This is a genomic window from Streptacidiphilus sp. PAMC 29251 (assembly GCF_054208735.2).
The window spans coordinates 9,545,915-9,571,997 of sequence record NZ_CM135725.2 but is presented as its reverse complement, the minus strand read 5'-3'; the positions used below and the strand labels follow the sequence as shown (position 1 = coordinate 9,571,997).

Genomic DNA, 26,083 nt, shown 5'->3' with positions numbered 1-26,083 from the left:
GACGGGAGAGCCCGTCACATACCCATGCCGCCGTCGACCGGCAGGCCGGCCCCGGTAATGAAGCGGGCGCCGTCGGAGGCGAGGAAGACCACGGCGTCGGCCATGTCGGCCACCTCGCCGAGCCGGCCCAGCGGGGTCAGCCCGATCACGTCGCCGACCGCCGCCTCGGCGCTCGGCCAGAGCCCGAGGGTCACCATGTCGGCGGCGAGCCGCGCGCCCATCTCGGTCGGCACCAGGCCCGGGTAGACGCAGTTCACCCGCACCCCGTAGCCGAGCTTTCCGGACTCCAGCGCGGCCACCCGGGTCAACCGGTCCACCGCCGACTTGGTCGCCGAGTAGCCGGCGATGCCTGGGAACGGGATGGTCGCGGCGACCGAGGAGATGTTCACCACCGCGCCACCCGTCCCCGCCGCGCCACCGGGCCGCATGGCCCGGAACGCGTGCTTGATGCCGAGGGCGGTGCCGAGGACGTTCACCTCGAGCATCCGGCGCACCTCGGACGGATTGAAGTCGACCACCAGACCGGAGATCTCCACCCCGGCGTTGTTGACCACGATGTCCAGACCGCCCAGCTCGGCGACCGCCTGCGCGACCGCGGCCTCCCAGCTGGCGTCCTCGGTCACATCGAGGGAGACGAAACCGGCGGTGGCGCCGGAGGCCCGCAGCGCCTCGGCCGTGGCCTTGCCGGCCTCCTCCTGGATGTCGCCGATGACCACCGCCGCGCCGGCCCTGGCCAGCGCCTCGGCCATGCCCGCTCCCAGTCCGCGGGCCCCGCCCGTCACCAGTGCCTTGCGCCCGGTCAGGTCGTACACGCTCATGGGACATCTCCTCGTCGAGATGGATTGAGTCGGCTCGCCAACTGCGGTGTATCGACAGCGTAGACTTTTCTGGACAGTCGTCAAGACTTTCTTTGACGACTGTCCAGAATTTTACTGGGAGCCTGCCACCGGCCGCGATAGCCTGGTGGTGGAACCCGCGACCTTGCGGGCGGGGGGAAGGATCGGCGGGGAGCGCGCGGTGACTCAGGTAGCGGGCAGGAGCCAGGAGAGGATCTCCCGGCGGCAGGTCGACAAGTTCACCGAACGGCGGTCCCAGCTGGCCGCGTCGGCGCTGCAGACCCTGTCCGAACTCGGCTACGCCCGTACCAGCCTGCGCGAGATCGCCCAGAACTCCGAGTTCTCCCACGGCGTGCTGCACTACTACTTCCGCGACAAGGTGGAGCTGATCACCCACTGCGTGCGGCAGTACAAGGCGGAGTGCGTCACCCGCTACGACCGGATCGTGGTCGACGCCGAAACCGCCGAGGAGCTCCGGCTGGGCTTCGGCGTGGCGATGGCCGCCACCCTGCGCGAGGACGCCACACTGCACCGGCTCTGGTACGACCTGCGGAACCAGAGCCTGTTCGAGGCCTCCTTCCACGCGGACGTGGTCGACATCAACCACAGCCTGGAGCGCATGATCTGGCGCATCGTCAGCCGGTACTCCGAGCTCACCGGAACACCCCCCTCGGTCTCCCCCGAGGTCGCCTACGCGATCTTCGACGGGCTGTTCCAGCAGGCCCTGCTGGGCCATCTGACCGGCCGTGAGAGCGCTGCGGCGGAGCTGCAGGCCCAGGTCGAGCAGATGCTCGGCCAGCTGGTGGTCCACGGCTGAGGCAAGCCACGATCTGTCAGGGTGGCCGCCCCGGTTTGGACGTTGCGGCACGGGGCCCGGGGCGCGGGCTCCGCTTAGCGTTCGGCCATGAACTGGCTCATTCACGACTACCGCGAGGACGACCTCGCCGCCGTCGTCCACCTGATCGACACCACCGCCGAACTCGGGCAGGAGTCCGTCTTCTCCCTCGCCGAGTGCATCGTCGCGCTGACCTCGCGCCAGCCCGCGGTGGTGGCGGTCAGCCATGGCGTCCCGATCGGCGCGGCGCTGGCGCACCTGGCCGGGGACCGGGCCTGGGTGATGCGGATCGCCATCGCCCCGGGACGCCGGGGGCAGGGCCTGGCCAGCGCGCTGCTGCGGGAGTTGGAGCGGCGGCTGCTGGAACGGCGGGTCCGCCGCATCGCCTATGTGCTGCCGGAGGAGGAACTGCTGGGCGAGGGCCTCAGTAACGCCGGCTACACCCGGCGGCCCGCCGTCGCGTACTTCGAGAAGGCGGAGCCGCCGACCGGGCCCGGCGCGGGGATGCTGGCGGAGCTGGGCGGACGGCTGCTGCCGGGCGACCTGTGGGACCAGGTGGCCGGGATGGAGGTCGAGAAGAACCTGATCGAGCGTCGGATCGTGCTGCCGCTGGCCCACCCCGAGCGGGCCGCCCGGCACGGCGTCCGCCCGCCGCGCGCGATCGGGCTGTTCGGGCCGCCCGGCACCGGCAAGACCACCTTCGCCCGCGCCGTCGCCTCCCGGCTCGGCTGGCCGTTCGTGGAACTGCTGCCGTCCCGGCTCGCCGACGAGGGCAATCTGGCCACCGCGCTGCGCACCGCCTTCGCGGGCATCGCCGAGCTGGAGCGGGTGCTGGTCTTCATCGACGAGGTCGAGGAGATCGCACCGGTCCGGCAGGAGGGCGGCTCGGGCGCCACCCACGGGGTCACCAACGAGCTGCTGAAGTTGATACCCGGCTTCCGCGAGGGCGAGGAGCGGCTGCTGGTCTGCGCCACCAACTCGATCCGCTCGCTCGACCCGGCCTTCCTGCGCCCCGGCCGCTTCGACTACCTGATCCCGATCGGGACGCCGGACGCCGCCGCCCGCGCGGCCATCTGGTCCCGCTACGCCGTCACCCGCTCGGACGTGGACATCGCCGCGCTGGTGGCCGCGAGCGAGCTGTTCACCCCGGCGGACATCGAGCACGCCGCCAGGACCGCGGCCCAGGCCGCCTTCGAACGCGACCTCGGGGTGGGCGGCGGGGCGGGCTTCGGGGCGGGCAGCGCCGTGGACGTGGGTGCGACCACCGAGGACTACCTGGAGGCCATCGCCCAGTGCCGGCCGACGGTGACCCCGGAGCTGGTCGACGCCTTCACCGCCGACATCACCATCCACGCCCGGCTGTGAACCGAGCCGACCGCGACGCCCTACCCCGCTTCGGGCCGGACCGGCCCGCGGAGCCGGCGGCTGACCTCGCCCAGACCCTGGGCCAGGTGCTCGCGCTGCTCGGGGGTGAGCACGTCGATCAGCGTCTCGCGCACCGCCGCCACATGGCCCGGTGCGGCCCGCACCAGCACCTCCATCCCCCGGTCGGTGAGCTGGGCGATGACCCCGCGCACATCGCTGGGACAGGAGCGCCGGGCGACCAGCCCGGCCCGCTCCAGCTGGGTCACCTGGTAGGTCAGCCCGCTCTTGGAGGTGACCAGCAGGTCGGCCAGCTCGGTCATCCGCAGCGACCGGCCCTCGGCGGCGGAGAGCTGCACCAGCACCTCGTACTGGGTGTGCGAGAGCCCCGCCTCGTCCTTGAGCTGCTGCTCCAGCTTCCGGGAGACCAGGTTGCTCGCGGCGAGGAAGGCGGTCCAGGCGGCGCGTTCCTGGTCGTCGAGCCAACGGGGTTCTGCAGTCATGCCGCCATCCTATCTCTGTTGTTCAAATTTGAAACTGCGGGTACTGTCGGGCCCTGTTCGGTTGTTCACATGTGAACCAACCAGGAGCGAGCGGAGCACGCCCATGTCCCAGAACCTTCCTGCCGCCACCGTGCGTACCCGGGTCCGGGTGCCGCTGCGCTTCGGCGACGGCTACACCGTGGACGCCGACATGGTCACCTTCCACGGCCTGGTCGACGGCGCGGAGCACCTCGCGATCGTCCTGGGCGACCCCGACCCGGCCGCCACCCCGCTGGTGCGGCTGCACTCCGAGTGCCTGACCGGCGACGTGTTCGGCTCGGCCCGCTGCGACTGCGGCCCGCAGCTGCGCGAGGCGGTCGAGCGGATCGCCGCGACCGGCGGCTACCTGCTCTACCTCCGCCAGGAGGGACGGGGCATCGGCCTCTACAACAAGCTGGACGCCTACGCCCTGCAGGACGACGGCCTGGACACCTACGCCGCCAACGCCGCCCTGGGCCTGCCCGAGGACGCCCGCGACTACAGCGCCGCCGCCCAGATCCTCAGCGCCCTCGGCGCCGAGCGGGTCCGGCTGCTCTCCAACAACCCCGACAAGGCGGACCAGCTCACCGCCCTCGGCATCGACATCGCCGAGCGCGTCCCCACCGACGCCCATGTCACCGCCAGCAACCTGCGCTATCTGCGGGCCAAGGTCGAGCACACCCAGCACACCATCCAGCTCACCGAACTGGCCGGCTGACCGGCTCTCTCTCGGCCGGCTGACGGACTCTCAGCTGTCGCCCGCGTTGTGCACGGTCAGCGCGATCTGCACCCGGTTGGTGAGCCCCAGCTTGGTGAGGATGTGGGAGACATGCGCCTTGACCGTGGGCAGGCCCATGTACAGCTCGGCCGCGATCTCCGCGTTGGTCTTCCCCTGGCCGACCGCCACCGCCACCTCCCGCTCCCGGTCGCCGAGCAGGGCGAGGCTGGTGCGGGCCAGGGCGCGCTGGGCCTGCCGCCCGTCGTCGTGGGCCGTGGTCAGTCTGGTGATCAGCTGCTGGGTCACCGCGGGTGAGAGCACCGGCTCCCCGGCCGCGACCTTGCGCACGGCGGCGACGATCTCCCCCGGCGGGGTGTGCTTCAGCAGGAACCCGGCCGCCCCGGCCCGCAGCGCGCGCAGCACGTACTCGTCCGCCCGGAAGGTCGTCAGCATGACGATGGCGGGAGGGGACGGGCGGGCCCGCAGGATCCGGGTCGCCTCCAGCCCGTCCATGGTCGGCATCCGGATGTCCATCAGCACCAGGTCGGGGGCGCAGCCGTCGATCAGCGCCAGCACCTCGCTGCCGTCCGCCGCCTCCGCGACCACCTCGATGTCCTCGGCGCCGCTGAGCATCAGCCGCAGCCCGGAGCGGACCAGCGGATCGTCGTCGGCGAGCATGACCCGGATCATGCCGGCCACGGCAGCCAGGCGTGCAGCCGGAAGTCGTCGGCGGACCGGCCGTAGCTGACGGTCCCGCCGGCCAGCGCGGCACGTTCGGCCAGGCCGATCAGGCCCTGTCCGGTCCCCGGGATGCCCGAGTGCGGGGCGCCGCGCGGGATGCTGTTGCGCAGTTCCAGCGAGAGGCCCTCGCGCGGGCCGCCGTGCAGGGTGATCCGGACGGGGGCCAGATGGGCGTGCTTCCGGGCGTTGGTCAGCCCCTCCTGGACGATCCGGTAGGCCGTCCGGCCGGCGATCCCGCCCTGGCCGGCGGCCGGACCGGCGATCCGCTGGTCCAGGGCCACGCTCATCCCCGCGTGCTGGGCCTCGGCCACCAGCGCGCCCACGTCGGCCAGGGTCGGCTGCGGCGGCTCGGTGCTGCCGTCGCCGGCCGGGTCGCGAAGCACCCGGAGCACCCCCTGCAGTTCCTCCAGCGCCTGGTGCGCGCTGTCGCGGATCACCCCGGCGGCCCGTCCGATCTCCTCGCGCGGGGCGCCGGGATTGAACTCCAGGGCCCCCGCGTGCACGCTCAGCAGCGACAGCCGGTGGGCCAGGACGTCGTGCATCTCCCGGGCGACGTCCTCCCGCGCCTGCTGCTGCGCCCGCCCGGCCCGCAGCACCGCCTCCGCCTCGGCCCGGTCGGTGCGGTCGCTGAGCGAGCGGGCGAACAGGCCCCAGCCGACGGCCGCGGCCAGCAGCGGAACCCCGATCAGCGCCGAGGTCAGGCCGGGGTTGCCGAGCGAGGGGTCGCGCAGCAGGAACAGCGGCAGCGGAATCAGGGCCAGCACGGCGAGCCACACCACCGTGCGCGCGGAGCACCGGGACGCCACGGTGACCAGGGCCACGATCGCCGGGACGACGGACGGGGTGATCGTCGCCAGCAGCAGGGTCGGCACGGCGACCGCGACCGGCCACCGGCGGCGCCACCAGAGCAGCAGGCAGGGCAGCAGCGCCACCGGGTAGGCCTCAAGCCGGGCATTGAGCTTCCACGGCTGCACGCTGTTGATCAGGCCCATCGGCCCCGCGCCCTGCGACAGTTGGGGATAGATCTCCACGCCGTTCGCCCAGAGATGGATCGCCCCGAAGCTCAGGGACACGGCGAGGAGCACGATGCCGAGGTCGATGACCAGCTCGCGGTGGGTACGGCGCATAGTGGCAAATCTACGTGACCGTTGCCCGTGCACCGGACCGTCGCGGGAGCCCGGGCCGAGATCGATACCTTGGTATGTGCGGCGGCATCCTTTTCGCCGAGGCCCTGCGGGACCGGCGCTCCTAGCGTTGCCGACATGAACAGTTCCATCGGCTCCATCGACGACACACACCCACGAGGCCGGCCGGCCGCCCCGAATTCCACTGAGCCCCCGGCGGCGCTGGAGGCGGTGGGACTCGGCCGGCGCTACCGGCGCGGCTGGGCCCTGCGGGACTGCTCGCTGCGGCTGCCGGCCGGGCGGATCTGTGCCCTGGTCGGCCCGAACGGCGCCGGCAAGACCACCCTGCTGTCGCTGGCCGCGAACCTGCTGGACCCGAGCGCGGGTACGGTCCGACTCTTCGGCCACGATCCGCGCAGCGCCGCCGCACGGCGGAGCACCGCCTTCCTCAGCCAGGAGAAGGCGCTCTACCCGCGCTTCCGGGTCGACGAGATCCTGCGGATGGGCCGTGAGCTGAACCCCGGCTGGCACCAGGAGACCGCCGAGCGCATCGTCGCCGCCGGGAACGTGCCGCTGCGGGCCAGGGTCGGCACGCTGTCCGGCGGCCAGCGCACCCGGGTCGCCTTCGCCCTGGCGCTGGGCAAGCGCCCGCAGCTGATGCTGTTGGACGAGCCGATGGCGGACCTGGACCCCCTGGTCCGGCGGCAGATGTCGGACACCCTGCTGGCCGAGGCCCGCGAGCACGGCTCCACCGTGGTCATGTCCTCGCACCTGGTGTCCGAACTGGAGGGCGCCTGCGACTACCTGGTCCTGATCAACAACGGCGCGGTCCAGCTGGCCGGGGAGGTGGACATCCTGCTCGACAGCCACCGACTGGTGTCCGCCGGGGCCGACGATCCGGGAGGCCCGCCGCGACTGGACGGCCACCTCACCATCGAGACCAGCCCCGGCAGTGATTCCGGCAGCGGCAGCGGGACCGGCCGGGGCCGGGCGACGACCCTGGTCCGGCCCCAGGGGCCGCTGCCGGAGAGCCTGGACAGCCGCGCCCCCAGCCTGGAGGAACTCCTGCTCGGCTATCTCCGCACCGCCGACGCTCCCCCGCTGATCACCCCGAGCGCCCGTCCCGGCGCCCGGCAGGAGGCGGCCGCATGAGCCCCCGTCTGAGCCCCCGCCTGCGCGGTGTCGGCTGGCTGGTGTGGCGGCAGAACCGCACCGCGTTCTGGATCGGACTGGCCGTCACCCTGGCCGTCGCGGTGTATGCCGCGATCCAGCACCAGCACCTCACCGCCGCCATCGCCCAGCAGCACCTCGACGCCTGCCGTGGCGGCAACGTGGCCACCCAGGCGTGCCAGACGAAGCTCAACACCTTCGGTGACGAGTATGTGATGCCGATGCGCCATCCGCTGCAACTGATGCCGGTGGTCCCGCTGATCCTGGGGCTGTTCCTCGGCGGTCCGCTGCTGGCGCAGGAACTGGAGTCCGGCACCTACCGGACCGCCTGCACCCAGTCGGTGACCCGGCTGCGCTGGTTCGCCGCCAAACTCGCCGTCCCGGTGCTGATGACCGCGGTGATCAGCGGAATCCTGGCGGCCGCGATGACCTGGTGGTGGCATCCGGCCGCCCAGGTCATGGGCGGGCTGTTCCCTTGGCAGCACTGGTACCCCTTCGACGGCATCGGGCCGGTCCTGGTCGGCCAGTCCGTGCTGCTGGTGCTGGTCGGCGTGACCGCGGGCCTGGTCCTGCGGCGGACCGTGACAGCCATGGCCGCCACGCTGGCCGTGGGCGCCGGAGTGCTCTATCTGCTGGAGCAGGTGCGCGGACAGCTCTGGTCGACGGTCACGGTGACCGCGCAGCACACCACCGCCGTCCCCGGCCCGAGTGACGCCTGGTCCCTGGCGAACGGCCTCCTCTCCCCCACCGGGGTCAGGGTCTCCGACGTCGGGAGCTGCTACGCCGCCGACGACTACCAGAACTGCATGTTCGCCCACGGCAGGACCGGCACCTGGGCCGAGATCCACCCGGCCTCGCAGCTGTGGCCGCTGCAGTGGACCGAGACCGGGCTGTGCCTGGCCCTCGCGGCGGCGCTGGCCGGGGTGTGCGTGTACTGGGTGCGGCGCCGAATGACCTGAGACCGACCGTCGGCTGCTCATCGAGGTGGGGTCGGCGCCCGGCGGTGGACGATCAGGGCTGCCATGTCGTCGTCGCGCGGGGCGGCGCCGAACAGCCGGAGATCGGCGCGGAGCAGGTCGAGCAGCTCCGCGCAGGGCCGGCCGGTCCACTGCCGCAGCCGCTCGGCCAGCGGGTAGAACGCCCCGGTGCGGTCGCGGGTCTCGCTGACCCCGTCGGTGAACAGCAGCAGCCGGTCGTCCACCCCGAACGGGCTGACGTCGACCTCCCGCTGCTCCTGCGGGCCGAGCACGGCGAGGTTGACCGGCAGGGCGTAGTGGGCCGGGTCCAGCGAGCGGACCCCTTCCCGGTGCAGCAGCAGCGGGGCCGGGTGGCCGCAGTTCAGGACCCGGACCACGGGCAGGTCGTCGGGGATCTCCACCAGCACCACGGTGGCGAAGCGCTCGGCGGCGTCGGAGTCGGGCACCTGCTCGCTGTAGCGGGTCAGCCCCTGCTCCAGGCGTTCGGCCAGGGTGGGCAGGTCCGGGGCCTCGGCGCCGGCCGTGCGGAAGGCGGTGAGCAGCACCGAGGCCACCTCCACCGCCGGCAGTCCCTTGCCCTGCACGTCGCCCAGGATCAGCCGCAGGCTGTGCGGGGTGCGCAGCACCTCGTAGAAGTCGCCGCCGATCCTGGCCTGGGCCGCGGCCGCCGCGTACAGCAGGTGCAGCTCCATGCCGCCCAGGCTGGGCGGCAGCGGGCGCAGGATCATCCGCTGGGCGGTCTCGGCCACCTCGCGCACCTCGGTGAGGGCCCGCGCGTTCCGGTCCCGCACCCGGCTGGTGTAGCAGGCGGCGACGGTCACCACCGCGATCGCCACGATCCCGGACCAGGAGGTCGAACGCTGCGAGGCGGCCCTGGTGAAGGCGAGGGAGCCCTCGATCACCAGGGCCAGCAGGCCGATCCCCGCGGTGCCGAGCACCCCCCAGATGGACGCCGCCAGCGCCGGGGCCGCCGACAGGAACAGGTCGAAGCGCTGGTCACCGGGAGTGACCAGATCCACCAGCGCCGCCAGCAGCATCAGCGCAAACAGCGCCCAGCGGGTGGCGTCCCGCTGGGTGGTACGCATCGTGCTCCAGACTCCGGGGGACGCGGGGACGGTGGGAGTGGTCGGAGTACTGAGTATCCCGGACAACCCACCTGATCACCGCTCGCCGCTCGCCGCGCGGCGTTGCGTCCGTCAGTCGGTGACCAGGGTGAACTTCTCCCAGGTGCCGATCGCAGTGCGGTTGGCGATCAGCGGCTGCGCCCCGGCGTTCTCCGCGGTGACGTACTGGCCGTCGGCCTTGGCCAGCAGGCTGACCGTGCCGTCCGGGTTGTGGATGAGCTGGAAGGTCTCCGAGGCGCCGATCGTGCTGCTGCTGGCGATCAGCTGCTGGGTGCCGCCGCTGCCGGTGCTGACGTAGAGGTTGTTGACGTGGGCGCGCAGGGCGATGTTGCCGCTGCCCGCGTCCACCTCGTCGAACTGCTCCCAGAGGCCGATCGCGGTGCGGTTCGCTATCAGCGGCTGCGTACCCGCGCTCTCCGCGGTGACGTACTGGCCGTCGGCCTGCGAGCGGAGGCTGACCACGGCGAGGGTGGCTCCGCCGGTCCCGCCGCCCGAGCTGGAGACGACCGGCTGGGTGGGGCGGGTGGCGGTGAGGGCGAGCTGGCCCTTGAGCATCTTGCCGCCGTCGGCGGTCAGCCGCAGGTAGTAGTCCGAGGAGCAGGCGGTGCCGTCCTCGTCCAGGGCCAGCAGTCCGGAGCCGGTCGGGGTCCAGGCCTGGGACTCGGCGGTCTTGGCGATCTGGTTGCCCTCCCCGTACTCGTCGAACATCGAGATGTAGATCCCCTGCGCCCCGACCCGGACCATGTTGTAGAACTGGCGCCACATGAAGTCCCGTGCGCGCGCTGACGCCCCGACACATCACCCGGCAGCACGCACGGCTGGTAGTCCACCCCGTTGGCGTTGCAGTCCGCCTGATCCGGCACATTGATGTTCTGGTACACCGAGTCCGAATCGGCCGCGTTGCCGATCGCGCCCACCATCCACGGCGAGAGCATATTGAACGCGTGGTAGACCCCGGAGAACCCTGCCCGGGAGCCGCCGGTGCCGGTGCGCCACTCGCGCGGCACCCCGCCGATCACATAACACCCTTGGCCCTTGAACCAGTTGACGACGTCCAGGCAGGTCGCCGCGTCCCAGGGGTGGTTGGGGTCATTGAAGCCGAAGCCCCAGATGCACACCACCGGCTTGCCGTTCTGCACCGCGTAGGCGGGCGAGGCGGTGTGCGCCTTCATCTTGTTCGTCCAGTCCGCCTTGATCTCGGACTGCATCGTGGTCCAGCCGCTGACGTCGTACATCACATAGAACTTGCGGGCGTGCGACTCGGCCGCGCTCCTGACCTTGACGGCCATCGCGTCGCGGGTCGGGCCCTCGCTGCTGTTGGGGTTGAACCGCTGCAGCGCCGCGGTGTCGCAGCCGTTCTGCTGCATCCACAGGAAGTGCGTGTCCACGGTCTGCTGGTCGTACGAGGAGAACAGCGTCGCCGGCTGCCCGTTGCCGAAGTTGCTGTAGGCCGTCGGGTAGGTCTTGGTGTACTCGCGCACGTCCGGCCAGGCCTTGATGGCGTTGTTGCTGGTCGAGGGCGTCTTGCCCCAGTCCTGGCTCCAGTGCCACCAACCGTTGATGGGCGCGCCGTCACCGGCACAGGCGAACCAGCCCTGGTAGCCGACGGTTATCTTGCCGACCACGTCACCGGCCGCGCTGGCGGCCGGGGTGACCGCCGCGTCCGCGGTGCGCAGCCACTGGGCTCCGGCTGCCACAACGGCTGTGCTGGCGAGTGCGGACGCCATGAAGGTCCGTCGAGAGACTGCCACAGGGACTCCTACTGATCTGATGTCACCGGAGGGGGGAGGCCGGGGACGGGGGCGCTGATCTGACGGTTGGGGGTGCGGCCTGAGGTCCGCAGCCGGGCAGCACCGTGCTGCCGCCGGTGCGGTGCCGCTTCTGTCGCCCCGGTGCGGTGTTGCCGTCGGCGCGACAGGGTGCGGCCGGAGGCACGGACATGCGTGGGAGTCACAAACGCCCCGCGAAGTTGACACGTTCACTCCAGGCGCCAGTCACACTAGGACCGCCCCGCCAGCCGTTGCAAGGGGCGACTTGTGGAGGAATGGCGAGCAACATCCCGCCGGTGAGCTGGGGTTCCGCCCGGCGGGGGTACTTGACCTGGCCATACGACCGCCAGTTCAATCAAGTCCTGAACAAAGAAACGGAGTGGAAGCCTCCCGAAATTCTCTTCCTCTCCACCGCAAAAAACTCAGGCGTCACATTCCGGCAACAAGCCGCAAGTCGCCGTGGCCATGCTGCAAGTGTTGCGCACACACACGGCACAGGGAGAACCACGCATGGCGTTCATCCGATCATCGGAGCCCTTTCAGGAGCCTCCCGCACCACGGTCCCGGGGCCTGTTGGCGATCGGAGTGGTGGCCCTGCTCATCCTGTTCGTCCCACTGGTGGTGATCATCGCGGTGGACCAGGGGCATGGACCGGCGTCGTCGGCGGCGGCCCAGGGGTCGGCGTCCGCTCAGGGGTCGGCGTCGTCGACCCCGGCAGCGGCTCCGCCGGCCCAGGCCCAGGGTCCGGCCCAGGGCCCGATTCAGGGGGCGGGCAATCTCGGTCCGCCGCCACCGCCCCAGCGCTTACCGCCGCTGCCGCCGCCCGGCGCACCCTGGCCCCCGCCCCCGGGCGCCCCGGTGCCGCCCACCTGCAGCCTGGAGTACCGCGTCACCGCGGACGGCAGCACCACCTGGACCGCACTCACCCTGCTGGGCGGCCAACTCACCGCCGAGTCCCACTCCGCCGGGCCCGTCCAGCGACACAGCCTGACGGTGCCTCAGGCGGTCAAGACCGTCCCGTTCCCCGCCCCGCTCTCCCGTGACCACACCCTCAGCGCCTACCTGACCAGCGGCGGCCATCGCTTCACCTGCCTGGTCGGCCCCCAGGCGAACCCGCCGCCCCGGTGACCGGACCACCCCGCTGACGGAACCGCGCCGCCGACGGACCCGCGCCGCTGATCGGACGCACCCTGTCCCCGGCGCGGGTGACCCGGCGGCGAGGCCCGGCCGTCCGCGCCGTCCCCGCCGCCCAAGCGTCCTAGGGTCCGGGGCATGTCCGATCACCCCGGCTGGGTCGCGCCGATGCTGGCCGCCGAAGGCCCGCTGCCCACCGATGTCGAGGCCTGGGCGACCGAGGTGAAGTGGGACGGGATGCGACTGGTCACCGTCGTCGGCTCGGACGGCACGGTGCGGACGTTCGCCCGCTCCGGCGCCGACGCCACCGCCCGCTACCCCGAACTCGCCGTGCTCGCCGCACACGCCGGGGCCGGACCCCTGGTGCTGGACGGGGAGGTGGTCGCCCTCGACCCGGCCACCGGGCTGCCCTCGTTCGGGCTGCTGCAGCAGCGGATGACCCTGCGCCAGGGCGCCCGCGGCCGGGCCGCCCTGGCCCGGGTGCCGGTGACGCTGATGGTGTTCGACGTCCTGGTGCACCGCGGCCAGGACCTGACCGCGCGCAGCTACCAAGAGCGGCGAGAGGTCCTGGACCAGCTGCCCCTGGCCGCCAGGGACCGCATCGCCGTCCCGCCCGCCTGGATCGGCAACGTCCAGGCCGGCCTCGACTGGACCCGCGAACAGCGGTTGGAGGGGGTGATCCTCAAACGCCTCGACTCCCCCTACCGGCCCGGCGAACGCTCCCCGCACTGGCTCAAGCACAAGTTCCGGCCCACCATCGAGGTGGTGATCGGCGGCTGGCTGGCCGACCTCACCGGCCGTCCCCGCTCGCTGCTGGTCGGCACCCTGGAGGCGGACGGCCTGCGCTACCTCGGCGCGGTGGGCTCCGGCCTCTCCGGCACCCAGCAGCAGTTGCTGCTCCCCCTGCTCACCGCAGCCGCGGCCGCCGCGTCCCCCTTCGCCCAGACCCCGCCCCAGGACCCCGCCGACATCCACTGGGTGCACCCCCTGCTCCAGGGCGAGGTCCAGTACGCCGAACTCACCCGAGGCGGCCACCTCCGCCAACCCACCTGGAAAGCCCTCCGCGGCCTCGCCTCCGGCGAGTAGGTCCGACTGCCGGAAGGCTCCGTGCCGGAAGACCCCGGCTGCCCTTCCACCCGGACGGCGTGTCAGACCACGGTGCGTCAGACCACGGCGAGGCGGTCCACCAGCAGCTCCACCCTCCGCTCGGCTTCCGCCGGCGGCAGCCGTCCCGCCCGGGTCAGGGTGGCCAGCCCGTGCAGGGCTGCCCAGAACACCTCGGTGAACAGCCCCGGGTGGACGCCGTCCCCGGCGACCTCGCCCAGGCTTTCCAGCAGGGCGGCGAAGGCGTCCTTCAGCGGCTCGGGGGTGTCCTGCTCCGCGAAGGCCAGACCGCCGTCGAGCTGGAACAGGGCGTCGTAGACCGCCGGGTTGCGTGCGGCGAAGTCGAGGTAGGTGCGGGCGAGGGCGGTGACCCGGGCGCGGGGGTCGTCCGCGGCGGAGGTCGCGGCCCGCAGCGCCGCGGCCATCTCGGTGGCGCCCTCCAGGGCGACGGCGCCGATGATCTCGCGCTTGCCGCGGAAGTGGCTGTAGAGGACGGGCTGGCTGTATTCGATGCGCTCGGCGAGCCGGCGGGTGGTGACCGCGTCCCAGCCCTGCTGCTCGGCGAGTTCGCGGGCCGTCGCCACGATGAGGCGCTCGCGGCCCGCCCGTTCGCGCTCCTTGCGTTCCTGTACCGACATGACTCGATCCTAGCACCGCTAGACAATCAAGCGGCAGCAGTACTAGCGTTGCCCCAACATCTAGCGTTGCTATATTCCAAGAGGGGTCATCATGCTCAATGCACTCCAGGCGTTCACCATCGTGGTCTTCGGCGTGATGGTGGGGGTGGAGTTCTCCGTCGCCTTCGTCATCAACCCGATCTTCAACGCCCTCCCCGAGGACGGTGGCCAACTCGGCCGCGCCCACGGGGGGCGGATGCTCGGCGCCGTGATGCCGTTCTGGTACATCGGCTCGCTCGTCCTCATCGTGGTCTGGGCCGTCGCCGGATGGCACCACCACGGCGCCGGCCTCGTCGTCACCGCCGGCGCGCTGCTGATCGTCAGCGTGATCATGTCGCTTCTGCTGCTCGTCCCGATCAACAACCAGAGCAAGACGTGGACCCCCGAGAACCGGCCCGCGGACTGGAAGGAGCAGTCGAACCGCTGGGACCGCTTCCACTACGTCCGCGTCGCCGTCCTCATCGCCGCCTTCGCCCTGCTGGCCACCGCCCTCGCCTGAGACCAAGGAACCAGCCGGCCGGCCCATGCCACACCCGAAGCCCGACTACGGGGTGCCGATCTTGTTGCTCTGGCTGCCTGCGGCGGGGATCGCGGCGAGCTGCTGGTCCCACAGGGGGCTGGTCACCATCTGCTGGAGCCGTGCGGCGTCGAACGGCGGGTCGATGCGGGTGGGCGCATAGGGCTTGCCGCCCGGCGCGTTGTCCTCCTGGATCACCACCCTGGTGCCGTCCGGGGCGGCGTAGGTCGCGGTCCACTCCGCGTTCCAGGCGCCCGGCAACGCGTCGATCCTGCTCAGGTTGAAGACGCCCCCGCCGGGCAGCCGCCCCGTCTCGCAGTGGTCGGGCTTCGCCACGTCCGGGCCGACCGTGCAGGTGAAGGGCCATTGCGTGGCGTCGGGGCTGCGCCAGCGGGTGAGGTCGACGTCGACCATGGCCACGCCGTGGCCGTCGTCGTACTCCGCCCACGCGACAGGTTCGAACAGGCCGCTGCCGAGCGGGGTCGGCAGCCCCTTGTCGTGCAGGCCCTGACCGCCCATGACGGTGACCTTGCCCGGCGGCAGAACCCGCTTGAGGAGGTCTGCCACCGGCCGCGTCTCCGCGTCGAGCTTGGCCGGAGTCGGCATCGGAAAGCTGGCCTGCACGCTCGGAGTCGGCAGAGGGAAGCTGTCCTGCGTGCTCGCAGTCGCGGGGCCGGCCGGGCTGGCGGGTGCAGCAGGCGCGACGGGCGCGGCGGGTGCGGCGGGTGCGGCGGCGGTGCCGTCGGAGACCAGGCCCGGCAGCAGCCAGCCGCAGCCGGCGACCAGCGCCACGACGGCGGTGGCGGAGACCGCGAGGCGGGTGCGGCGGCGGCGCCGGATGCGGCCGCCGATGGCGTTCAGGTCGACCTGGTGCGGTCCGGCGAGCTCGGCGAGCTCCCGGAGTCCGTGCTCGATGGACTGCTGGTTCACCGGTTCCCTCCCGTGCTGCTGTGTGCGGTGCGCTCCAGGGCGGCGGCCATGCGGGTGGCCGCGTCGCTGAGGTGCCGTTTGACGGTGCCCTCGCTCAGCTGCATCCGGTGCGCCACCTCGGCCACCGGTAGGTCCTCATAGAACCGCAGCACCATGCAGGCGCGTTGACGTGGCGTCAGCGAGGCCACCGCGGCCAGCAGGTCCAGCCGCTGGTCGGTGCCCTCGCTGTGGTCCGGGACCACCTCGGCGTGCGACCCGCCGCCCAGCCGCGGCAGCAGCAGGCGCAGCCGCCCGCGCCGACGGTACTGGTCGAGGTAGCGGTTGAGCATGGTCCGGCGGACGTAGCGCTCCACGTCCCGGACCGTCCATCCGGCCTTCGGATGGGTGAAGACGCGCACCAGGGCGTCCTGGAAGAGATCGGCGCCCTCGGTGCGGTCGCCGCAGAGCAGGAACCCGTATCGGTTCAGCTCCGTGCCGCGGGCTTGCACCAGCTCCGCGAGTTGTTCGGACCATTCGGCCACTCGTGTCCCCCTCTTGTGCCTTCATCACCTCATACGAACGGCAGCGGGAATCGGTTGGGGTCCACTTCGGGGCGGGAGCCGCGAGAGCAGTGCTCTCGGTATGTTGTTCTCGTTGTGTCAGCTGCAGTTGATGATCAGTGAGGTGACCACGGTGCAGGCGCGGGTGGCGGTGTCATTGGCGGTGTCGGTGTCCACGGGGGCGCTGGCGGTGCGGGCAGCGGTGACGGTGTAGGGCCAGCCGAGGGTGAGCAGGCCGATGGGGGCGGTGAAGGTGCGGGTGGTGCTGGCGCCGGACGCCAGGGCTCCGAGGGTGCAGGTGACCTGGCCGCTGGTGACGGTGCAGTCGCTGCTGGTGGCGGTCATCGGGTTGGGGAGGGTGGCGGTGACGGTGCCGGAAGTCAGGGCGGAGGGGCCGTTGTCGGTGATGGTGATGGTGTAGGTGATGTGGCCGTTGAGCAGACCGGGGACGCCGGTGGCGGCCAAGGCCACGCCCAGGTCTGCGGCGGCGTAGGTGTAGTGGTCGGCCGCGCTGGTGGTGCTGGTGCCGCCAGCGGTGGTGGCCTGCACGTCGACGGTGCCCGCGGTTTCGGCCGGGGCGGTGGCGGTGCACGAGGTGGCGGTGCAGGACACGCCGCCGGCCGGGTGGCCGGGGCCGAAGGTGATCGCGGCGCCGGTCAGGTTGGTTCCGGTGAGGGTGACGGTGCTGCCGCCGGCCGGCGGGCCCGAGGACGGGCTGACCGAGGTCACCGTCGGGACGGCCACGGGGGCGGGAGCGAGGGCGATCCCGCCCGGGTTGTCGCCGACGGCGAAGGTGGAGGCGACGGTACTGGTGGCGGTGTTGATCACCGTCACCGTGTCGGTGCCGTTGTTGGTGACGTACGCCAGGCTGCCGGCCGCGTTGAAGGCCACGGCCTCCGGTCCGGAACCGACCGGGACGGTCGCGGTGACGGTGCCGGTGGCCGCGCTGATCACCGAGACCGTGTTGCTGCCGTGGTTGGCGACGTAGACCAGCGTGCCGTCCGGGGAGAGGGTCACCCCGTCAGGGGCGGTGCCGACGGGGATGGTCGAGGCCACCGTGCCGGTGGCGGTGTTGATCACCGCAACCGAGTAGCCGTTGACGCGGGCGACGTAGGCGAGCGTGCCAGCCGGATTGAAGTCCACCCCGTACGCATGGGTGCCGATGGGTACGGAGGAGGTGACGGTGTTGGTCGCGGTGCTGATCACCGAGACGGCGTTGACGTCGTTGTCGTGGGTGACGTAGACCTGCGTTCCGGCCGGGTTGACGGCCAGGCCGACCGGGGCAGGGCCCACCGCGATGGTGCCGGTGAGGGTGTGGGTGGCCGCGTTGATCACCGAGACGGTGCCGCTGCTGGCGTTGGCGACGTACACCTCGGTGCCGTCCGGGGTGACGGCCACGGCGTAGGGGAAGGAACCGACCGGGACGGTGGCGGCCACAGCCCCGGTGGCAGTGCTGATCACCGAGACCGTGTCGCCGGCCGTGTTGGTGACGTACGCCGTGGTGCCGGCCGGGTTGACGGCCAGGCCCAGGGGCGTGCCACCGACCGGGATGGTGGACGTGGTGGTGGTGTTGCTGCTGTCGACCACCGAGACGTTGTTGTCGCCACTGTTGACGACGTAGACCACGGGGCTGGTCGGAGCAGCGGCGGCGACCTCGGGGGTGGCCAGACCGGCTGCGCCGGTGGCGGCCAGCAGCAGGCTCACCACCAGGGCGGAGCCGCGGCGGCGCACTCCGCCACGCGGGGGCCGGGCGAGGTGCGGACGGGCGAGCGGCGGTTGGCCGTGCGGCGTTGAGGACATCGGAGGTCCCTCCCTCTGGGTCCGCACCGTGGCGGCGGGAACCGGAAGGCCCCAGGAACCGGCAGCGGTACGGTCGCGCCGGCTCCACCCCCACCAGCAGCGGACTCGCTGCCACCCGGCAGGGCACCGTACATCGCGCACTGCCACGGCGGACTACGGACTCCGCGCCGTAACAGCCAACCTCGCCTCATCACCCATCCAGCAGCGACCGACCAGGCCTCTCCGAGCCTGCCAGCCCCGCCAACCACGCGTACACGAAACCTCCATCTTTGACCGGATCCATCCCATCCCCCACTGATCTGGTCCGATTCGCTCGTCGACGCAGGTTGGATCCGGCCGATCAGCGCATGGCAGTCCGTCGCCCACGGACCGTGCGAACCGTTGCCAGCGCGCCCGCAACCGTGGCGGTCAAGCCCACAACGGTGAATCCCAGACCGGGCAACACCTTGCCCCACCCCAGCTGGCTGGGGAAGATCGCATCCCCGGGGTGAGCGGGGTCGAACAGGACGGTCACCCGGTCGCCGGCGGAGAGCCCGTCCGGGGCGCTGAGCGGATGGTCGATCGAAACGGACGCCAGGCCGGACGCCGTCCGAACGTCCACGACGATCGCCGAGGCGTCCTCCTTGAGCGTCGGCTTCACGTACTCGGCGCTGACCACCACAGCGGCGGCCCGAGACACGCCATCAAAATGGATTCGGGCCGCTGCGTCGCCCCAGGCGAACCAGATGCCGAACGCCACGAAGACCGGGCCGATCAGCAGCGCGAGAACCTGTCGGTACTCGTCCCGGGAGGAACCGGTCGAACGTGGACGGCTTGCCTCGGTCCAACCCTCGGCCACCTTGACGTCATCCGGTCCCACCGCTGCCCCCCTTCAACCGGTAGCCACAGGTTGAGCCCCGGGCACTCGCCCGCTGATCGTACTGGCGTTCCGGAACCACCAGAGCACCAGATCACCTGGTCAGCGCGGGTGGTCGGGCCACGCCTCGCCGTCGACCGCCGGTCTGTTCAAGCACCGCCGGGCGCGTGCGGACCGCTGACGCTGTACGGGCTCGGGCTCACCGGAGCGGGCCCGGAGGGGATTCGAATTCCCACATCTGGTTCCAGCGGTTCCAGTCGGTGCCGGACGTGATGCAGTCCCACTGCTGCAGCGGCGCTTGCTGGCTTGGATTGCCGGACGGCGCCTGGGTGTCCAGGCACTTCCCGGTCTGGCGGTTGACGATGACTTGGTGCCACTCGGCAGCCCAGACTCCTTGCGGGGGGATCTCGACCCATCGGGTGTACCACTCCGCCGGCGCATAACCGGCATTGCAATACGGGTACTGGATGATCCGCGTGCCGTTGGCGTAGTAGCCCGCGCGCCAGTCGAGCATCAGGCACTGGCCCGAGTGCCGCGCCCTGATCCGGAAGTAGCCGCCCCCGCTGTCCAGCAGATCGAACTGCTGCGAGGCGCTGCCGTCCTCGGGCCACAGGAAAACGCCCGTGTAGGGGGCGGTGGACGCCCACATCACGTCGGCGCGCAGCCCGCTTTCGACGTTGACGAGTTCCTGGTCGTTGGTGTCCGCGTACGCAGACGTGGGTGCGATCACCGTGAACACGGTGAGCACCGCAGCCGCAGCCATGGTGAAAGCTGCGACCCTCCTGGGACGTTGATTCATCCCCTCTTCCCTTCATTCGAAGTATCCTTGGCAACCGCCTTGGTTGAAGCGTGGCCCGGCACCCAGGGGTCTGGCACTGTGGTACCTACCGAAGGTTTCTGTGACCCGGCGTTCTTCCGCAGCTGCGACATGTGTCGAGGGGGCTCACCGGTGGCGTTGGTCGAGCGGGATCGGGAACTGTCCCGGGTCGAGGAACTGATGGCCGAGGCCAGGTCCGGCCGGGGCGCGACGGTCCTGGTGGAGGGCGTACCTGGGATCGGCAAGACGGCGCTCCTGGCCGAGGTGCAGGCACGCACCGCGCCGCTGCAGATCACCTCGCTCACAGCCAGGGGCGGCGAGCTTGAACGGGATCTGGCCTTTTCGATTGTCCGCCAGTTGTTCGATCCGCCGCTGCGCGCCGCCGCCCCGGCCGTCCGCGCGGACCTGCTCGCGGGTGCGGCCGGGCTGGCCGCTCCGGTGTTCCTCGCCGACCGTGCCAACGAGGATCTGACGACTCTGGGAACCGTGGTGCACGGCCTGTTCTGGCTGTGCTCGAACCTGGCCGATCGGACGCCGTTACTGCTCACCGTGGACGACGTGCACTGGGCCGACGAGGCGTCGTTGCGATTCCTGTCCCACCTCGCCAGAAGGCTGGCGGACCTGCCGGTGCTCCTGCTTCTGGCCGGGCGGCCTCCGGTCCAGGGCGAGACGGGCGCGGCGGCCCGTGCCCTGAGCGGTATCACCCCGCACCTCCTGCGTCTGGGCCCGCTCAGCGCGGACGCCGTGCAGGTCCTGGTCCACGAGTCGCTCTCGGACGAGGCAGAGGACGCATTCTGTCGTGCCTGCGTCCGGGTGAGCGGCGGCAACCCTTTCCTTCTTGCCGAGGCGCTGGCCGGCCTGCGCGCCGACGGGGTCCGCCCGGTGGCCGCCGAGGTGGCCCGGGTCGAGGCGCTGCGCCCCGAGACGATCTCCAGGTCGGTGCTGACCCGGCTGGCCCGGCTGGGCCCGGAGGCGGTCCGGCTGGCCCGGGCGGTCGCTGTGCTCGGCCCGGCAGCCGAACTTCGCCGGGCGGCAGCGCTGGCCGGGCTCGACCTGCTACGGGCCGCCGAACTGGTGGACGCCCTGGCCCAAGAGACGGTCATCAGCCCCGGCCGGCCGATCGAGTTCGTCCATCCGCTGGTGCGCACTGCTGTCTACGCCGATACCAGCGAAACCCTGCGCAGGGTGGCCCATAAGCAGGTCGCGCTGATGCTCCATGCGGAGGGCGCGCCGCCCGAAGGGCTCGCACCGCACCTGCTGGCCGCCGAGCCGGCCGCCGATCCGTGGGTGGTCCAGGCGCTCCGGGCCGCGGCCACCGGCGCGCTGGCCCAGGGTGCGCCCGAGCCGGCCGCCGCCTGTCTGCAGCGGGCCTTGTCCGAACCCCCGGATCCGGCCGTTCGCGGTCCGATCCTGGCCGTGCTGGGGCGGGCCCTGGGCATGCTCAGCCGCACGACCGAGGCTGCGGACGCCCTGCGGGCGGCCCTGGACCTGGCGGAGGAGCCGGACACCCAGGTCGAGATCGCGCTCGAACTCGGCGTGATGATGGCCCTGCTGGGCCGCGGACGGGAAGCCGTCGAGGCGTTCGCCCGGATCCGCGAGGCAATCGGCAGCAGCAATCCCGAACTGTCCCGGCGAGTCCTTGCGGGCACCTCCTGCGGCGCCCTGTCGGTCATGGCGCCGCCACAGGCCTGGATGAAGGAGTTGGACCGGGTGGCGCCGGAGTTCGAGAGCGATGGGAGCTCGGAGCGGCTGATCCTGGCCGCGCTGGCTTTTGGCGCCGCCTCGACCGGTGACCGGGCCGCCCCCGTGGTGGCCCGGTTGGCCGAACGCGCGGCTGCCGGGCCACTGCCCGCAGATCCGTGGCTGATGGTCAGCTTCGGCAGTTCGGCCCTGGCCGTCGCCGACCTGACACCGCAGGCTCTGGACCTGATCGACCGCGGCATCGACGCCGCACGGCGCCGCGGGGACGTCTCGGCGTTCGCCTACCAGTCGGTCCTGCGCTCCCACACCGCCCTCTACGCGGGCCGCGTGCTCGAGGCCGAAGCGGACGGACGCGCAGCGCTCGAGGTCTACCAAGGGCGTCCAGAGGACACTGCGCTGGCTGCGGCGGTGCTCATCGATGCCCTGGTGGAACGAGGCGACCTTTCGGCCGCACAGGAAGTCCTGACCGACCACGGACTCGAGATCTCCCAACCATTGAGCGGGCTGATCAGTCACTTCGTCCACATGGCCCGAGCCCGGCTGCGGCTGGGCCAGAACCGGCCCCGCGAGGCATTGACCGACCTGTACTCCTGTGGGAACGACCTGGTTGCGGCCGGATACGACAATCCCGCCTTCGCGCACTGGCGCGCCGAGGCCGCCCTGGCACACCACGCGATCAACGAGACAGCCACGGCCCGTGCACTGGCCGCCGAGGAACTCGACCTGACCCGCCGGTTCCGGGCACCGCGCGCCATCGGCGTCGCGCTGCGGGCCGCCGGCCTGATCGAGGGAGGACCCGCAGGGGTGGCGCTGCTGCACGAGGCCGTGACGGTCCTGGGCGAATCGCCCGCCGAGCTCGAACGAGCCCGAGCCCTGACCGACTACGGAGCGTTGCTCAGACGGACCGGCCGAAGGACCGACGCCCAGGAACCCCTGCGCCGGGGACTGGACCTCGCCACCCGCTGCGGCGCAGCAGCCCTGGCCGAACGGGCAAGCGAGGAACTCCTGGCCACCGGAGCCCGCCCGCGCCGAACCTCACTCACCGGGGTCGAATCCCTGACCGCGAGCGAGCTGCGGGTAGCCCGCCTCGCCGCCGACGGCCGAACCAACCGCGAAGTCGCCCAAGCCCTGTTCGTCACCCGACGCACTGTGGAACTACACCTCACCAACGTCTACCGGAAGCTGGAAATCAACTCCCGGCAACTGCTGAGTGCCAAACTCGAGGTGGCAGATTTTGGTGGCACAATCGGCTGAGGGCAGCGTTCCGCCGATCCCCGAGGCCCGGCCACTGACGCGCTCAGCCCTCCCTCGTGAGCGCGTCCCAGTGTCGGACGGCCATGCCGGTGACCGCGCGCATACCAAGCCGCTCGTAGTAGGGGCGCAGCGGTTCGTCGCAGGTCAGGTCGATGGAATAGAGATGTTCGGTGTCCGAGAGCACCTGCCGCATCAGCTCGGAGCCGATGCCCTGGCCGTGGTGTTCGGGCAGTACCTCCAGCCAGGGGATGAACGCGGTGAGCACCCCGTCGCTGATCATGTTGACGAAGCCCACCACCCGGCCGCTTGCGGATTCGCGCGCGACGACGGCACGGTAACTGCCGCGCAGGGCCGCGAGGTGCTGGGTCCGCGTCGGCGGCGAGGGCCAGCCCACGAAGAACCCGTCCAGGTCGCTCTCGGAGAGTCCGGTGAGGTCGGTGCTGTAGACGAACATCCGGCGATGATGCCAGGCGGCCGTCCGCGACCATGGCCGACCCCGTCGATTCGGTAGGGTTGGACGATGATCGCCTTGGTGTCCGCGCCCAGCAACCTCGGCCTGCGTCCGCCGCTGCCGACGACCGTCCCCGGCTGTGCCAAGGCGCCGGAGGCGCTGCGTGAGGCCGGGCTTTTCGCTCGTTTCGCCGAGCTCGGCGCGCGCGACGCCGGGGTGGTGCTGCCGGGCCGGTACGCCGATGACCCCTCGCCCGGCCGACTGCGAAACCAGGGCCTGATCGTCGAGCACGCACAGCGGTTGGCCGCGCGCATCACCGAGATTCGGGCAGCGGGCGACGTCCCCCTGGTCATCGGCGGAGACTGCAGTCTGCTGATCGGAGCAGGCCTGGCCCTGCGGACCGAGGGCCGGTTCGGCTTGGCGCACCTCGACGGCCACACCGATTTCCGCCACCCGGGCAACTCCCCCGCCTGCGCCTCGCTGGCCGGCGAGGACCTGGCCGCCGCCATCGGTCGGCACTGGCCCGCGATCGCCGACATCGACGGCCTGGGCCCGTACTTCCGCGCCGCGGACGTGACGCACGCCGGCTGCCGCGACGAGGACGAGGAACTGGCCGAGGTGACCCGCACGCTGGGCCTGACGGTCCGCGCCTCCGAGATCATCCGCGACGGCGCCGTCAGCACCGGGAAGCGCATCCGCGAGCAGCTCGACCGCGCCGAGCTCGACGGCTACTGGCTGCACCTGGACGTGGACATCCTCGACCCGGCGGTGATGCCCGCGGTCGACAGCCCCGATCCGGGCGGAATCGACGCCGCACACCTCACCGACCTGCTCGCCGCACTCGCCCCACGCGCCGTCGGGGCTCAGGTCGCCGTGTTCGACCCCGACCTCGACCCGGACGGGCGCCATGCGCGCCTGCTGGTGGAGATCCTCGCCGGGGGTCTGGGCGAACTCGGCCGAGGGCGCTGACCAGCCGCCTGTCCTGGCCGATGTACCCCCACCCCCCGCGTACGCTCGTCCCTGTGCCAGTCTCACCCCGCCACCATGTCGCCGTTCTCGTGCTCGAAGGCGCGAAGCCGCTCGATGTCGGTATCCCCGCACAGGTGTTCACGACCCGCGCGAGCATGCCGTACGAGGTGCGGGTCTGCGGCGCGGCGCCCGGCCTGGTGACCGGTGGTGACGGTCTCTCGTATTCCGTCGCCCACGGCCTGGACGCACTCGCGTGGGCCGACATCGTCTTCGTCCCCGGCTACCGGCACCCAGACCGTGAGGACCCGCCGCAGGCCGTGGCCGAGGCGCTGATCGCCGCCCACGACCGGGGCGCGCGCCTCGCCGCCATCTCCACCGGCGCCTTCGCGCTCGCGGCCACCGGCCTGCTCGACGGCAAGCGCGCCACGACGCACTGGCACTACACCCGGGCGCTGGCGGCGCAGCATCCGCTGGTCAAGGTGGACGAGAACGTCCTGTTCGTGGACGAGGGCAGCATGCTGACGTCGGCCGGCGCCGCCTCCGGCATCGACCTGTGCCTGCACACCCTGCGCGGCGATCTGGGGGTGTCCGCGTCCAACCACGCGGCGCGGCGGCTGGTGGCGGCCCCGTACCGCAGCGGCGGTCAGGCGCAGTATGTGCCGCGCAGTGTGCCCGAGCCGCTGGGCGAGCGGTTCGCCGCCACCCGGGAGTGGGCGCTGCACCAGCTCAGTGAGCCGCTCACCCTCGATGTGCTCGCCCGGCACGCGGCGGTGTCGCCGCGCACCTTCTCCCGGCGCTTCGTCGAGGACACCGGGTACACCCCGATGCAGTGGGTCATGCGCGCCCGCATCGACGTGGCCCGTGAGCTGCTGGAGCGTTCGGAGCGGGGCATCGAGCAGATCGCCGCCGACGTCGGTCTCGGCACCGGCGCGAATCTGCGGCTGCACTTCCAGCGCATCCTCGACACCACGCCGAGCGAGTACCGGCGCACCTTCGCCCAGGGCGAGTAGCCCCTTACCCGCTATCAGCACTGTGTGGCGCGATCCTTTCGGACCATGGCGATCCCGCCGCTGTCACCGGCGGATGCCGCGAGAGAACCTGGAGGGGAACCGGACAAGGGACAAAGAGACAAAGGGACAAGAGGACACCACTCATGACTCGCATCGCCATCAACGGATTCGGCCGCATCGGACGCAATGTGCTGCGCGCCCTGCTCGAACGCGGCAGCGACCTGGAGGTCGTCGCCGTCAACGACCTCACCGAGCCCACCGCCCTCGCCCGGCTGCTCGCCTACGACACCACGTCGGGCCGGCTCGGCCGCCCGGTGACGGTCGACGGGGACGCCCTGGTCGTCGACGGCCGTCGCATCACCGTGCTCGCCGAGCGCGAACCCGCGCAGCTGCCGTGGGGCGAACTCGGAATCGACATCGTGCTCGAGGCGACCGGCCGCTTCACCTCGGCCAAGGCCGCCCGCGCCCACCTCGACGCAGGCGCGAAGAAGGTGCTGGTCAGCGCGCCGGCCGACGGCGCCGACGTCACCCTCGCGTTCGGGGTCAACACCGACGCCTACGACCCGGCCGCGCACACCATCGTCTCCAGCGCCTCGTGCACCACCAACGCGCTCGCGCCGCTGGCCGCGGTGCTCGACGACCTGGCCGGCATCGAGCACGGCTTCATGACCACGGTGCACGCCTACACGCAGGAGCAGAACCTGCAGGACGGTCCGCACCGCGACCCCCGCCGCGCCCGTGCGGCCGCGGTCAACATCGTGCCCACCACGACCGGCGCGGCCAAGGCGATCGGCCTGGTGCTGCCGAGGCTCGAGGGCAAGCTGTCGGGCGACTCGATCCGGGTGCCGGTTCCGGTGGGATCGATCGTCGAGCTCAACACGACCGTCGCCCGCGAGGTGACCCGTGAGGAGGTGCTGGCGGCGTACCGCACCGCGGCGCAGGGGCCGCTGGCCGGCGTGCTCGAGTACTCGGAGGACCCGCTGGTGTCGTCCGACATCACCGGCAACCCGGCCTCGGCCATCTTCGACTCGGCGCTCACCCGCGTCGACGGCCGCCACGTCAAGGTGGTCGCCTGGTACGACAACGAGTGGGGCTTCTCGAACCGCGTGATCGACACCCTCGAACTCCTCAGCGCCGGCTGACCGCG

Annotated in this window: 24 protein-coding genes and 1 pseudogene; 12 read left to right on the top strand and 13 right to left on the bottom strand. The window is 71.7% G+C overall.

Annotation, left to right across the window (positions count from 1 at the left end; all coding sequences use genetic code 11):
- Window positions 1–14 precede the first annotated feature (14 nt).
- Window positions 15–818 (bottom strand): SDR family NAD(P)-dependent oxidoreductase, encoded by an 804-nt coding sequence (locus tag ACXKR8_RS45750; protein ID WP_458270447.1) that lies wholly within the window; start codon window positions 816–818, stop codon window positions 15–17.
- Window positions 819–1,017: 199 nt separating this feature from the next.
- Here ACXKR8_RS45750 and ACXKR8_RS45745 point away from each other — a divergent pair, with 199 nt between their 5' ends.
- Window positions 1,018–1,653 (top strand): TetR/AcrR family transcriptional regulator, encoded by a 636-nt coding sequence (locus tag ACXKR8_RS45745; RefSeq protein ID WP_458270446.1) that lies wholly within the window; start codon window positions 1,018–1,020, stop codon window positions 1,651–1,653.
- 87 nt (window positions 1,654–1,740) lie between these two features.
- Window positions 1,741–3,036, top strand: coding sequence for an ATP-binding protein (locus ACXKR8_RS45740; protein WP_458270445.1), 1,296 nt, complete (start codon window positions 1,741–1,743; stop codon window positions 3,034–3,036).
- Between the two features lie 20 nt (window positions 3,037–3,056).
- On the opposite strand, the gene ACXKR8_RS45735 is transcribed toward ACXKR8_RS45740, so the two are convergent.
- Window positions 3,057–3,536, bottom strand: coding sequence for a MarR family winged helix-turn-helix transcriptional regulator (locus tag ACXKR8_RS45735; protein ID WP_458270444.1), 480 nt, complete (start codon window positions 3,534–3,536; stop codon window positions 3,057–3,059).
- A gap of 103 nt (window positions 3,537–3,639) precedes the next feature.
- Here ACXKR8_RS45735 and ACXKR8_RS45730 point away from each other — a divergent pair, with 103 nt between their 5' ends.
- Entirely contained in the window at window positions 3,640–4,272 is a 633-nt protein-coding gene (locus ACXKR8_RS45730; protein WP_458270443.1) for a GTP cyclohydrolase II, read from the top strand.
- Between the two features lie 30 nt (window positions 4,273–4,302).
- Here ACXKR8_RS45730 and ACXKR8_RS45725 read toward each other — a convergent pair whose 3' ends face one another.
- Entirely contained in the window at window positions 4,303–4,950 is a 648-nt protein-coding gene (locus tag ACXKR8_RS45725) for a response regulator (RefSeq protein ID WP_458270442.1), read from the bottom strand.
- An 8-nt stretch (window positions 4,951–4,958) separates the two neighbouring features.
- Window positions 4,959–6,140: a sensor histidine kinase gene (locus ACXKR8_RS45720; protein WP_458270441.1), complete on the bottom strand. Its 1,182-nt coding sequence runs from the start codon at window positions 6,138–6,140 to the stop codon at window positions 4,959–4,961.
- A gap of 135 nt (window positions 6,141–6,275) precedes the next feature.
- On the opposite strand from ACXKR8_RS45720, the gene ACXKR8_RS45715 reads away from it, so the two are divergent.
- A complete protein-coding gene (locus tag ACXKR8_RS45715) occupies window positions 6,276–7,289 on the top strand; it encodes an ABC transporter ATP-binding protein (RefSeq protein ID WP_458270440.1) in 1,014 nt (337 codons plus the stop codon).
- Window positions 7,286–8,266: an ABC transporter permease gene (locus ACXKR8_RS45710; protein WP_458270439.1), complete on the top strand. Its 981-nt coding sequence runs from the start codon at window positions 7,286–7,288 to the stop codon at window positions 8,264–8,266. The genes ACXKR8_RS45715 and ACXKR8_RS45710 overlap by 4 nt, the downstream gene beginning before the upstream one ends.
- A 17-nt stretch (window positions 8,267–8,283) precedes the next feature.
- Here ACXKR8_RS45710 and ACXKR8_RS45705 read toward each other — a convergent pair whose 3' ends face one another.
- Together ACXKR8_RS45705 and ACXKR8_RS45700 are read right to left on the bottom strand one after the other, a co-directional pair.
- Window positions 8,284–9,369: a PP2C family protein-serine/threonine phosphatase gene (locus ACXKR8_RS45705; protein ID WP_458270438.1), complete on the bottom strand. Its 1,086-nt coding sequence runs from the start codon at window positions 9,367–9,369 to the stop codon at window positions 8,284–8,286.
- 111 nt (window positions 9,370–9,480) lie between these two features.
- Window positions 9,481–11,159 (bottom strand): annotated as a pseudogene (locus tag ACXKR8_RS45700) (hypothetical protein).
- A 606-nt stretch (window positions 11,160–11,765) separates the two neighbouring features.
- Here ACXKR8_RS45700 and ACXKR8_RS45695 point away from each other — a divergent pair.
- A complete protein-coding gene (locus tag ACXKR8_RS45695; RefSeq protein ID WP_458270436.1) occupies window positions 11,766–12,305 on the top strand; it encodes a hypothetical protein in 540 nt (179 codons plus the stop codon).
- Between the two features lie 144 nt (window positions 12,306–12,449).
- Window positions 12,450–13,397 carry a non-homologous end-joining DNA ligase gene (gene ligD / locus ACXKR8_RS45690; RefSeq protein ID WP_458270435.1) on the top strand — a complete coding sequence of 316 codons (948 nt, stop codon included), beginning with the start codon at window positions 12,450–12,452 and terminating at the stop codon, window positions 13,395–13,397.
- 77 nt (window positions 13,398–13,474) lie between these two features.
- Here the strand turns inward: ligD and ACXKR8_RS45685 are convergent, their stop codons facing one another.
- Window positions 13,475–14,053, bottom strand: a complete 579-nt coding sequence (locus tag ACXKR8_RS45685) for a TetR/AcrR family transcriptional regulator (protein WP_458270434.1) — start codon at window positions 14,051–14,053, stop codon at window positions 13,475–13,477.
- Between the two features lie 91 nt (window positions 14,054–14,144).
- Between ACXKR8_RS45685 and ACXKR8_RS45680 the strand changes: the two genes are divergently transcribed.
- A complete protein-coding gene (locus ACXKR8_RS45680) occupies window positions 14,145–14,591 on the top strand; it encodes an anthrone oxygenase family protein (protein ID WP_458270433.1) in 447 nt (148 codons plus the stop codon).
- 45 nt (window positions 14,592–14,636) lie between these two features.
- Here ACXKR8_RS45680 and ACXKR8_RS45675 read toward each other — a convergent pair whose 3' ends face one another.
- The 5 genes from ACXKR8_RS45675 to ACXKR8_RS45655 all read right to left on the bottom strand — a co-directional run bounded on the left by ACXKR8_RS45675 (window position 14,637) and on the right by ACXKR8_RS45655 (window position 19,497).
- The gene (locus ACXKR8_RS45675; RefSeq protein ID WP_458270432.1) at window positions 14,637–15,539 is read right to left on the bottom strand and encodes a hypothetical protein; all 903 of its coding nucleotides are present in this window, start codon (window positions 15,537–15,539) and stop codon (window positions 14,637–14,639) included.
- Window positions 15,536–16,060: an RNA polymerase sigma factor gene (locus ACXKR8_RS45670; RefSeq protein WP_458270431.1), complete on the bottom strand. Its 525-nt coding sequence runs from the start codon at window positions 16,058–16,060 to the stop codon at window positions 15,536–15,538. The genes ACXKR8_RS45675 and ACXKR8_RS45670 overlap by 4 nt, the downstream gene beginning before the upstream one ends.
- Before the next feature lie 117 nt (window positions 16,061–16,177).
- Window positions 16,178–17,878 carry a YVTN family beta-propeller repeat protein gene (locus ACXKR8_RS45665; protein ID WP_458270430.1) on the bottom strand — a complete coding sequence of 567 codons (1,701 nt, stop codon included), beginning with the start codon at window positions 17,876–17,878 and terminating at the stop codon, window positions 16,178–16,180.
- A 340-nt stretch (window positions 17,879–18,218) separates the two neighbouring features.
- A complete protein-coding gene (locus ACXKR8_RS45660) occupies window positions 18,219–18,737 on the bottom strand; it encodes a DUF3592 domain-containing protein (RefSeq protein ID WP_458270429.1) in 519 nt (172 codons plus the stop codon).
- Window positions 18,738–18,933: 196 nt separating this feature from the next.
- Complete coding sequence (locus ACXKR8_RS45655) at window positions 18,934–19,497, bottom strand: RICIN domain-containing protein (RefSeq protein WP_462100125.1); 564 nt, start codon at window positions 19,495–19,497, stop codon at window positions 18,934–18,936.
- 186 nt (window positions 19,498–19,683) lie between these two features.
- Here ACXKR8_RS45655 and ACXKR8_RS45650 point away from each other — a divergent pair, with 186 nt between their 5' ends.
- Window positions 19,684–22,506: an ATP-binding protein gene (locus ACXKR8_RS45650; RefSeq protein ID WP_458270427.1), complete on the top strand. Its 2,823-nt coding sequence runs from the start codon at window positions 19,684–19,686 to the stop codon at window positions 22,504–22,506.
- A gap of 43 nt (window positions 22,507–22,549) precedes the next feature.
- Here ACXKR8_RS45650 and ACXKR8_RS45645 read toward each other — a convergent pair whose 3' ends face one another.
- Window positions 22,550–22,960 carry a GNAT family N-acetyltransferase gene (locus ACXKR8_RS45645; RefSeq protein WP_458270426.1) on the bottom strand — a complete coding sequence of 137 codons (411 nt, stop codon included), beginning with the start codon at window positions 22,958–22,960 and terminating at the stop codon, window positions 22,550–22,552.
- A gap of 66 nt (window positions 22,961–23,026) precedes the next feature.
- Between ACXKR8_RS45645 and ACXKR8_RS45640 the strand changes: the two genes are divergently transcribed.
- The 3 genes from ACXKR8_RS45640 (at window position 23,027) to gap (ending at window position 26,078) form a co-directional block, all read left to right on the top strand.
- Entirely contained in the window at window positions 23,027–23,926 is a 900-nt protein-coding gene (locus tag ACXKR8_RS45640) for an arginase family protein (RefSeq protein WP_458270425.1), read from the top strand.
- A gap of 20 nt (window positions 23,927–23,946) precedes the next feature.
- Entirely contained in the window at window positions 23,947–24,936 is a 990-nt protein-coding gene (locus ACXKR8_RS45635) for a GlxA family transcriptional regulator (protein WP_462100124.1), read from the top strand.
- Window positions 24,937–25,079: 143 nt separating this feature from the next.
- Window positions 25,080–26,078, top strand: a complete 999-nt coding sequence (gene gap, locus ACXKR8_RS45630; protein ID WP_458270423.1) for a type I glyceraldehyde-3-phosphate dehydrogenase — start codon at window positions 25,080–25,082, stop codon at window positions 26,076–26,078.
- Window positions 26,079–26,083: the final 5 nt, after the last annotated feature.

What these genes read in the sequence shown, in the direction of transcription:
- ACXKR8_RS45740 (WP_458270445.1), top strand. Translation starts at nt 1,741, where the DNA reads ATGAACTGGCTCATTCACGACTACCGCGAGGACGACCTCGCCGCCGTC.
- ACXKR8_RS45750 (WP_458270447.1), bottom strand. Translation starts at nt 818, where the DNA reads ATGAGCGTGTACGACCTGACCGGGCGCAAGGCACTGGTGACGGGCGGG.
- ACXKR8_RS45665 (WP_458270430.1), bottom strand. Translation starts at nt 17,878, where the DNA reads ATGTCCTCAACGCCGCACGGCCAACCGCCGCTCGCCCGTCCGCACCTC.
- ACXKR8_RS45640 (WP_458270425.1), top strand. Translation starts at nt 23,027, where the DNA reads ATGATCGCCTTGGTGTCCGCGCCCAGCAACCTCGGCCTGCGTCCGCCG.
- ACXKR8_RS45705 (WP_458270438.1), bottom strand. Translation starts at nt 9,369, where the DNA reads ATGCGTACCACCCAGCGGGACGCCACCCGCTGGGCGCTGTTTGCGCTG.
- ACXKR8_RS45685 (WP_458270434.1), bottom strand. Translation starts at nt 14,053, where the DNA reads ATGTCGGTACAGGAACGCAAGGAGCGCGAACGGGCGGGCCGCGAGCGC.
- ACXKR8_RS45635 (WP_462100124.1), top strand. Translation starts at nt 23,947, where the DNA reads ATGTACCCCCACCCCCCGCGTACGCTCGTCCCTGTGCCAGTCTCACCC.
- ACXKR8_RS45730 (WP_458270443.1), top strand. Translation starts at nt 3,640, where the DNA reads ATGTCCCAGAACCTTCCTGCCGCCACCGTGCGTACCCGGGTCCGGGTG.
- ACXKR8_RS45710 (WP_458270439.1), top strand. Translation starts at nt 7,286, where the DNA reads ATGAGCCCCCGTCTGAGCCCCCGCCTGCGCGGTGTCGGCTGGCTGGTG.
- ACXKR8_RS45680 (WP_458270433.1), top strand. Translation starts at nt 14,145, where the DNA reads ATGCTCAATGCACTCCAGGCGTTCACCATCGTGGTCTTCGGCGTGATG.
- ACXKR8_RS45655 (WP_462100125.1), bottom strand. Translation starts at nt 19,497, where the DNA reads ATGGCTGCGGCTGCGGTGCTCACCGTGTTCACGGTGATCGCACCCACG.
- ACXKR8_RS45735 (WP_458270444.1), bottom strand. Translation starts at nt 3,536, where the DNA reads ATGACTGCAGAACCCCGTTGGCTCGACGACCAGGAACGCGCCGCCTGG.
- ACXKR8_RS45720 (WP_458270441.1), bottom strand. Translation starts at nt 6,140, where the DNA reads ATGCGCCGTACCCACCGCGAGCTGGTCATCGACCTCGGCATCGTGCTC.
- ACXKR8_RS45645 (WP_458270426.1), bottom strand. Translation starts at nt 22,960, where the DNA reads ATGTTCGTCTACAGCACCGACCTCACCGGACTCTCCGAGAGCGACCTG.
- ligD (WP_458270435.1), top strand. Translation starts at nt 12,450, where the DNA reads ATGTCCGATCACCCCGGCTGGGTCGCGCCGATGCTGGCCGCCGAAGGC.
- ACXKR8_RS45715 (WP_458270440.1), top strand. Translation starts at nt 6,276, where the DNA reads ATGAACAGTTCCATCGGCTCCATCGACGACACACACCCACGAGGCCGG.
- ACXKR8_RS45725 (WP_458270442.1), bottom strand. Translation starts at nt 4,950, where the DNA reads ATGCTCGCCGACGACGATCCGCTGGTCCGCTCCGGGCTGCGGCTGATG.
- gap (WP_458270423.1), top strand. Translation starts at nt 25,080, where the DNA reads ATGACTCGCATCGCCATCAACGGATTCGGCCGCATCGGACGCAATGTG.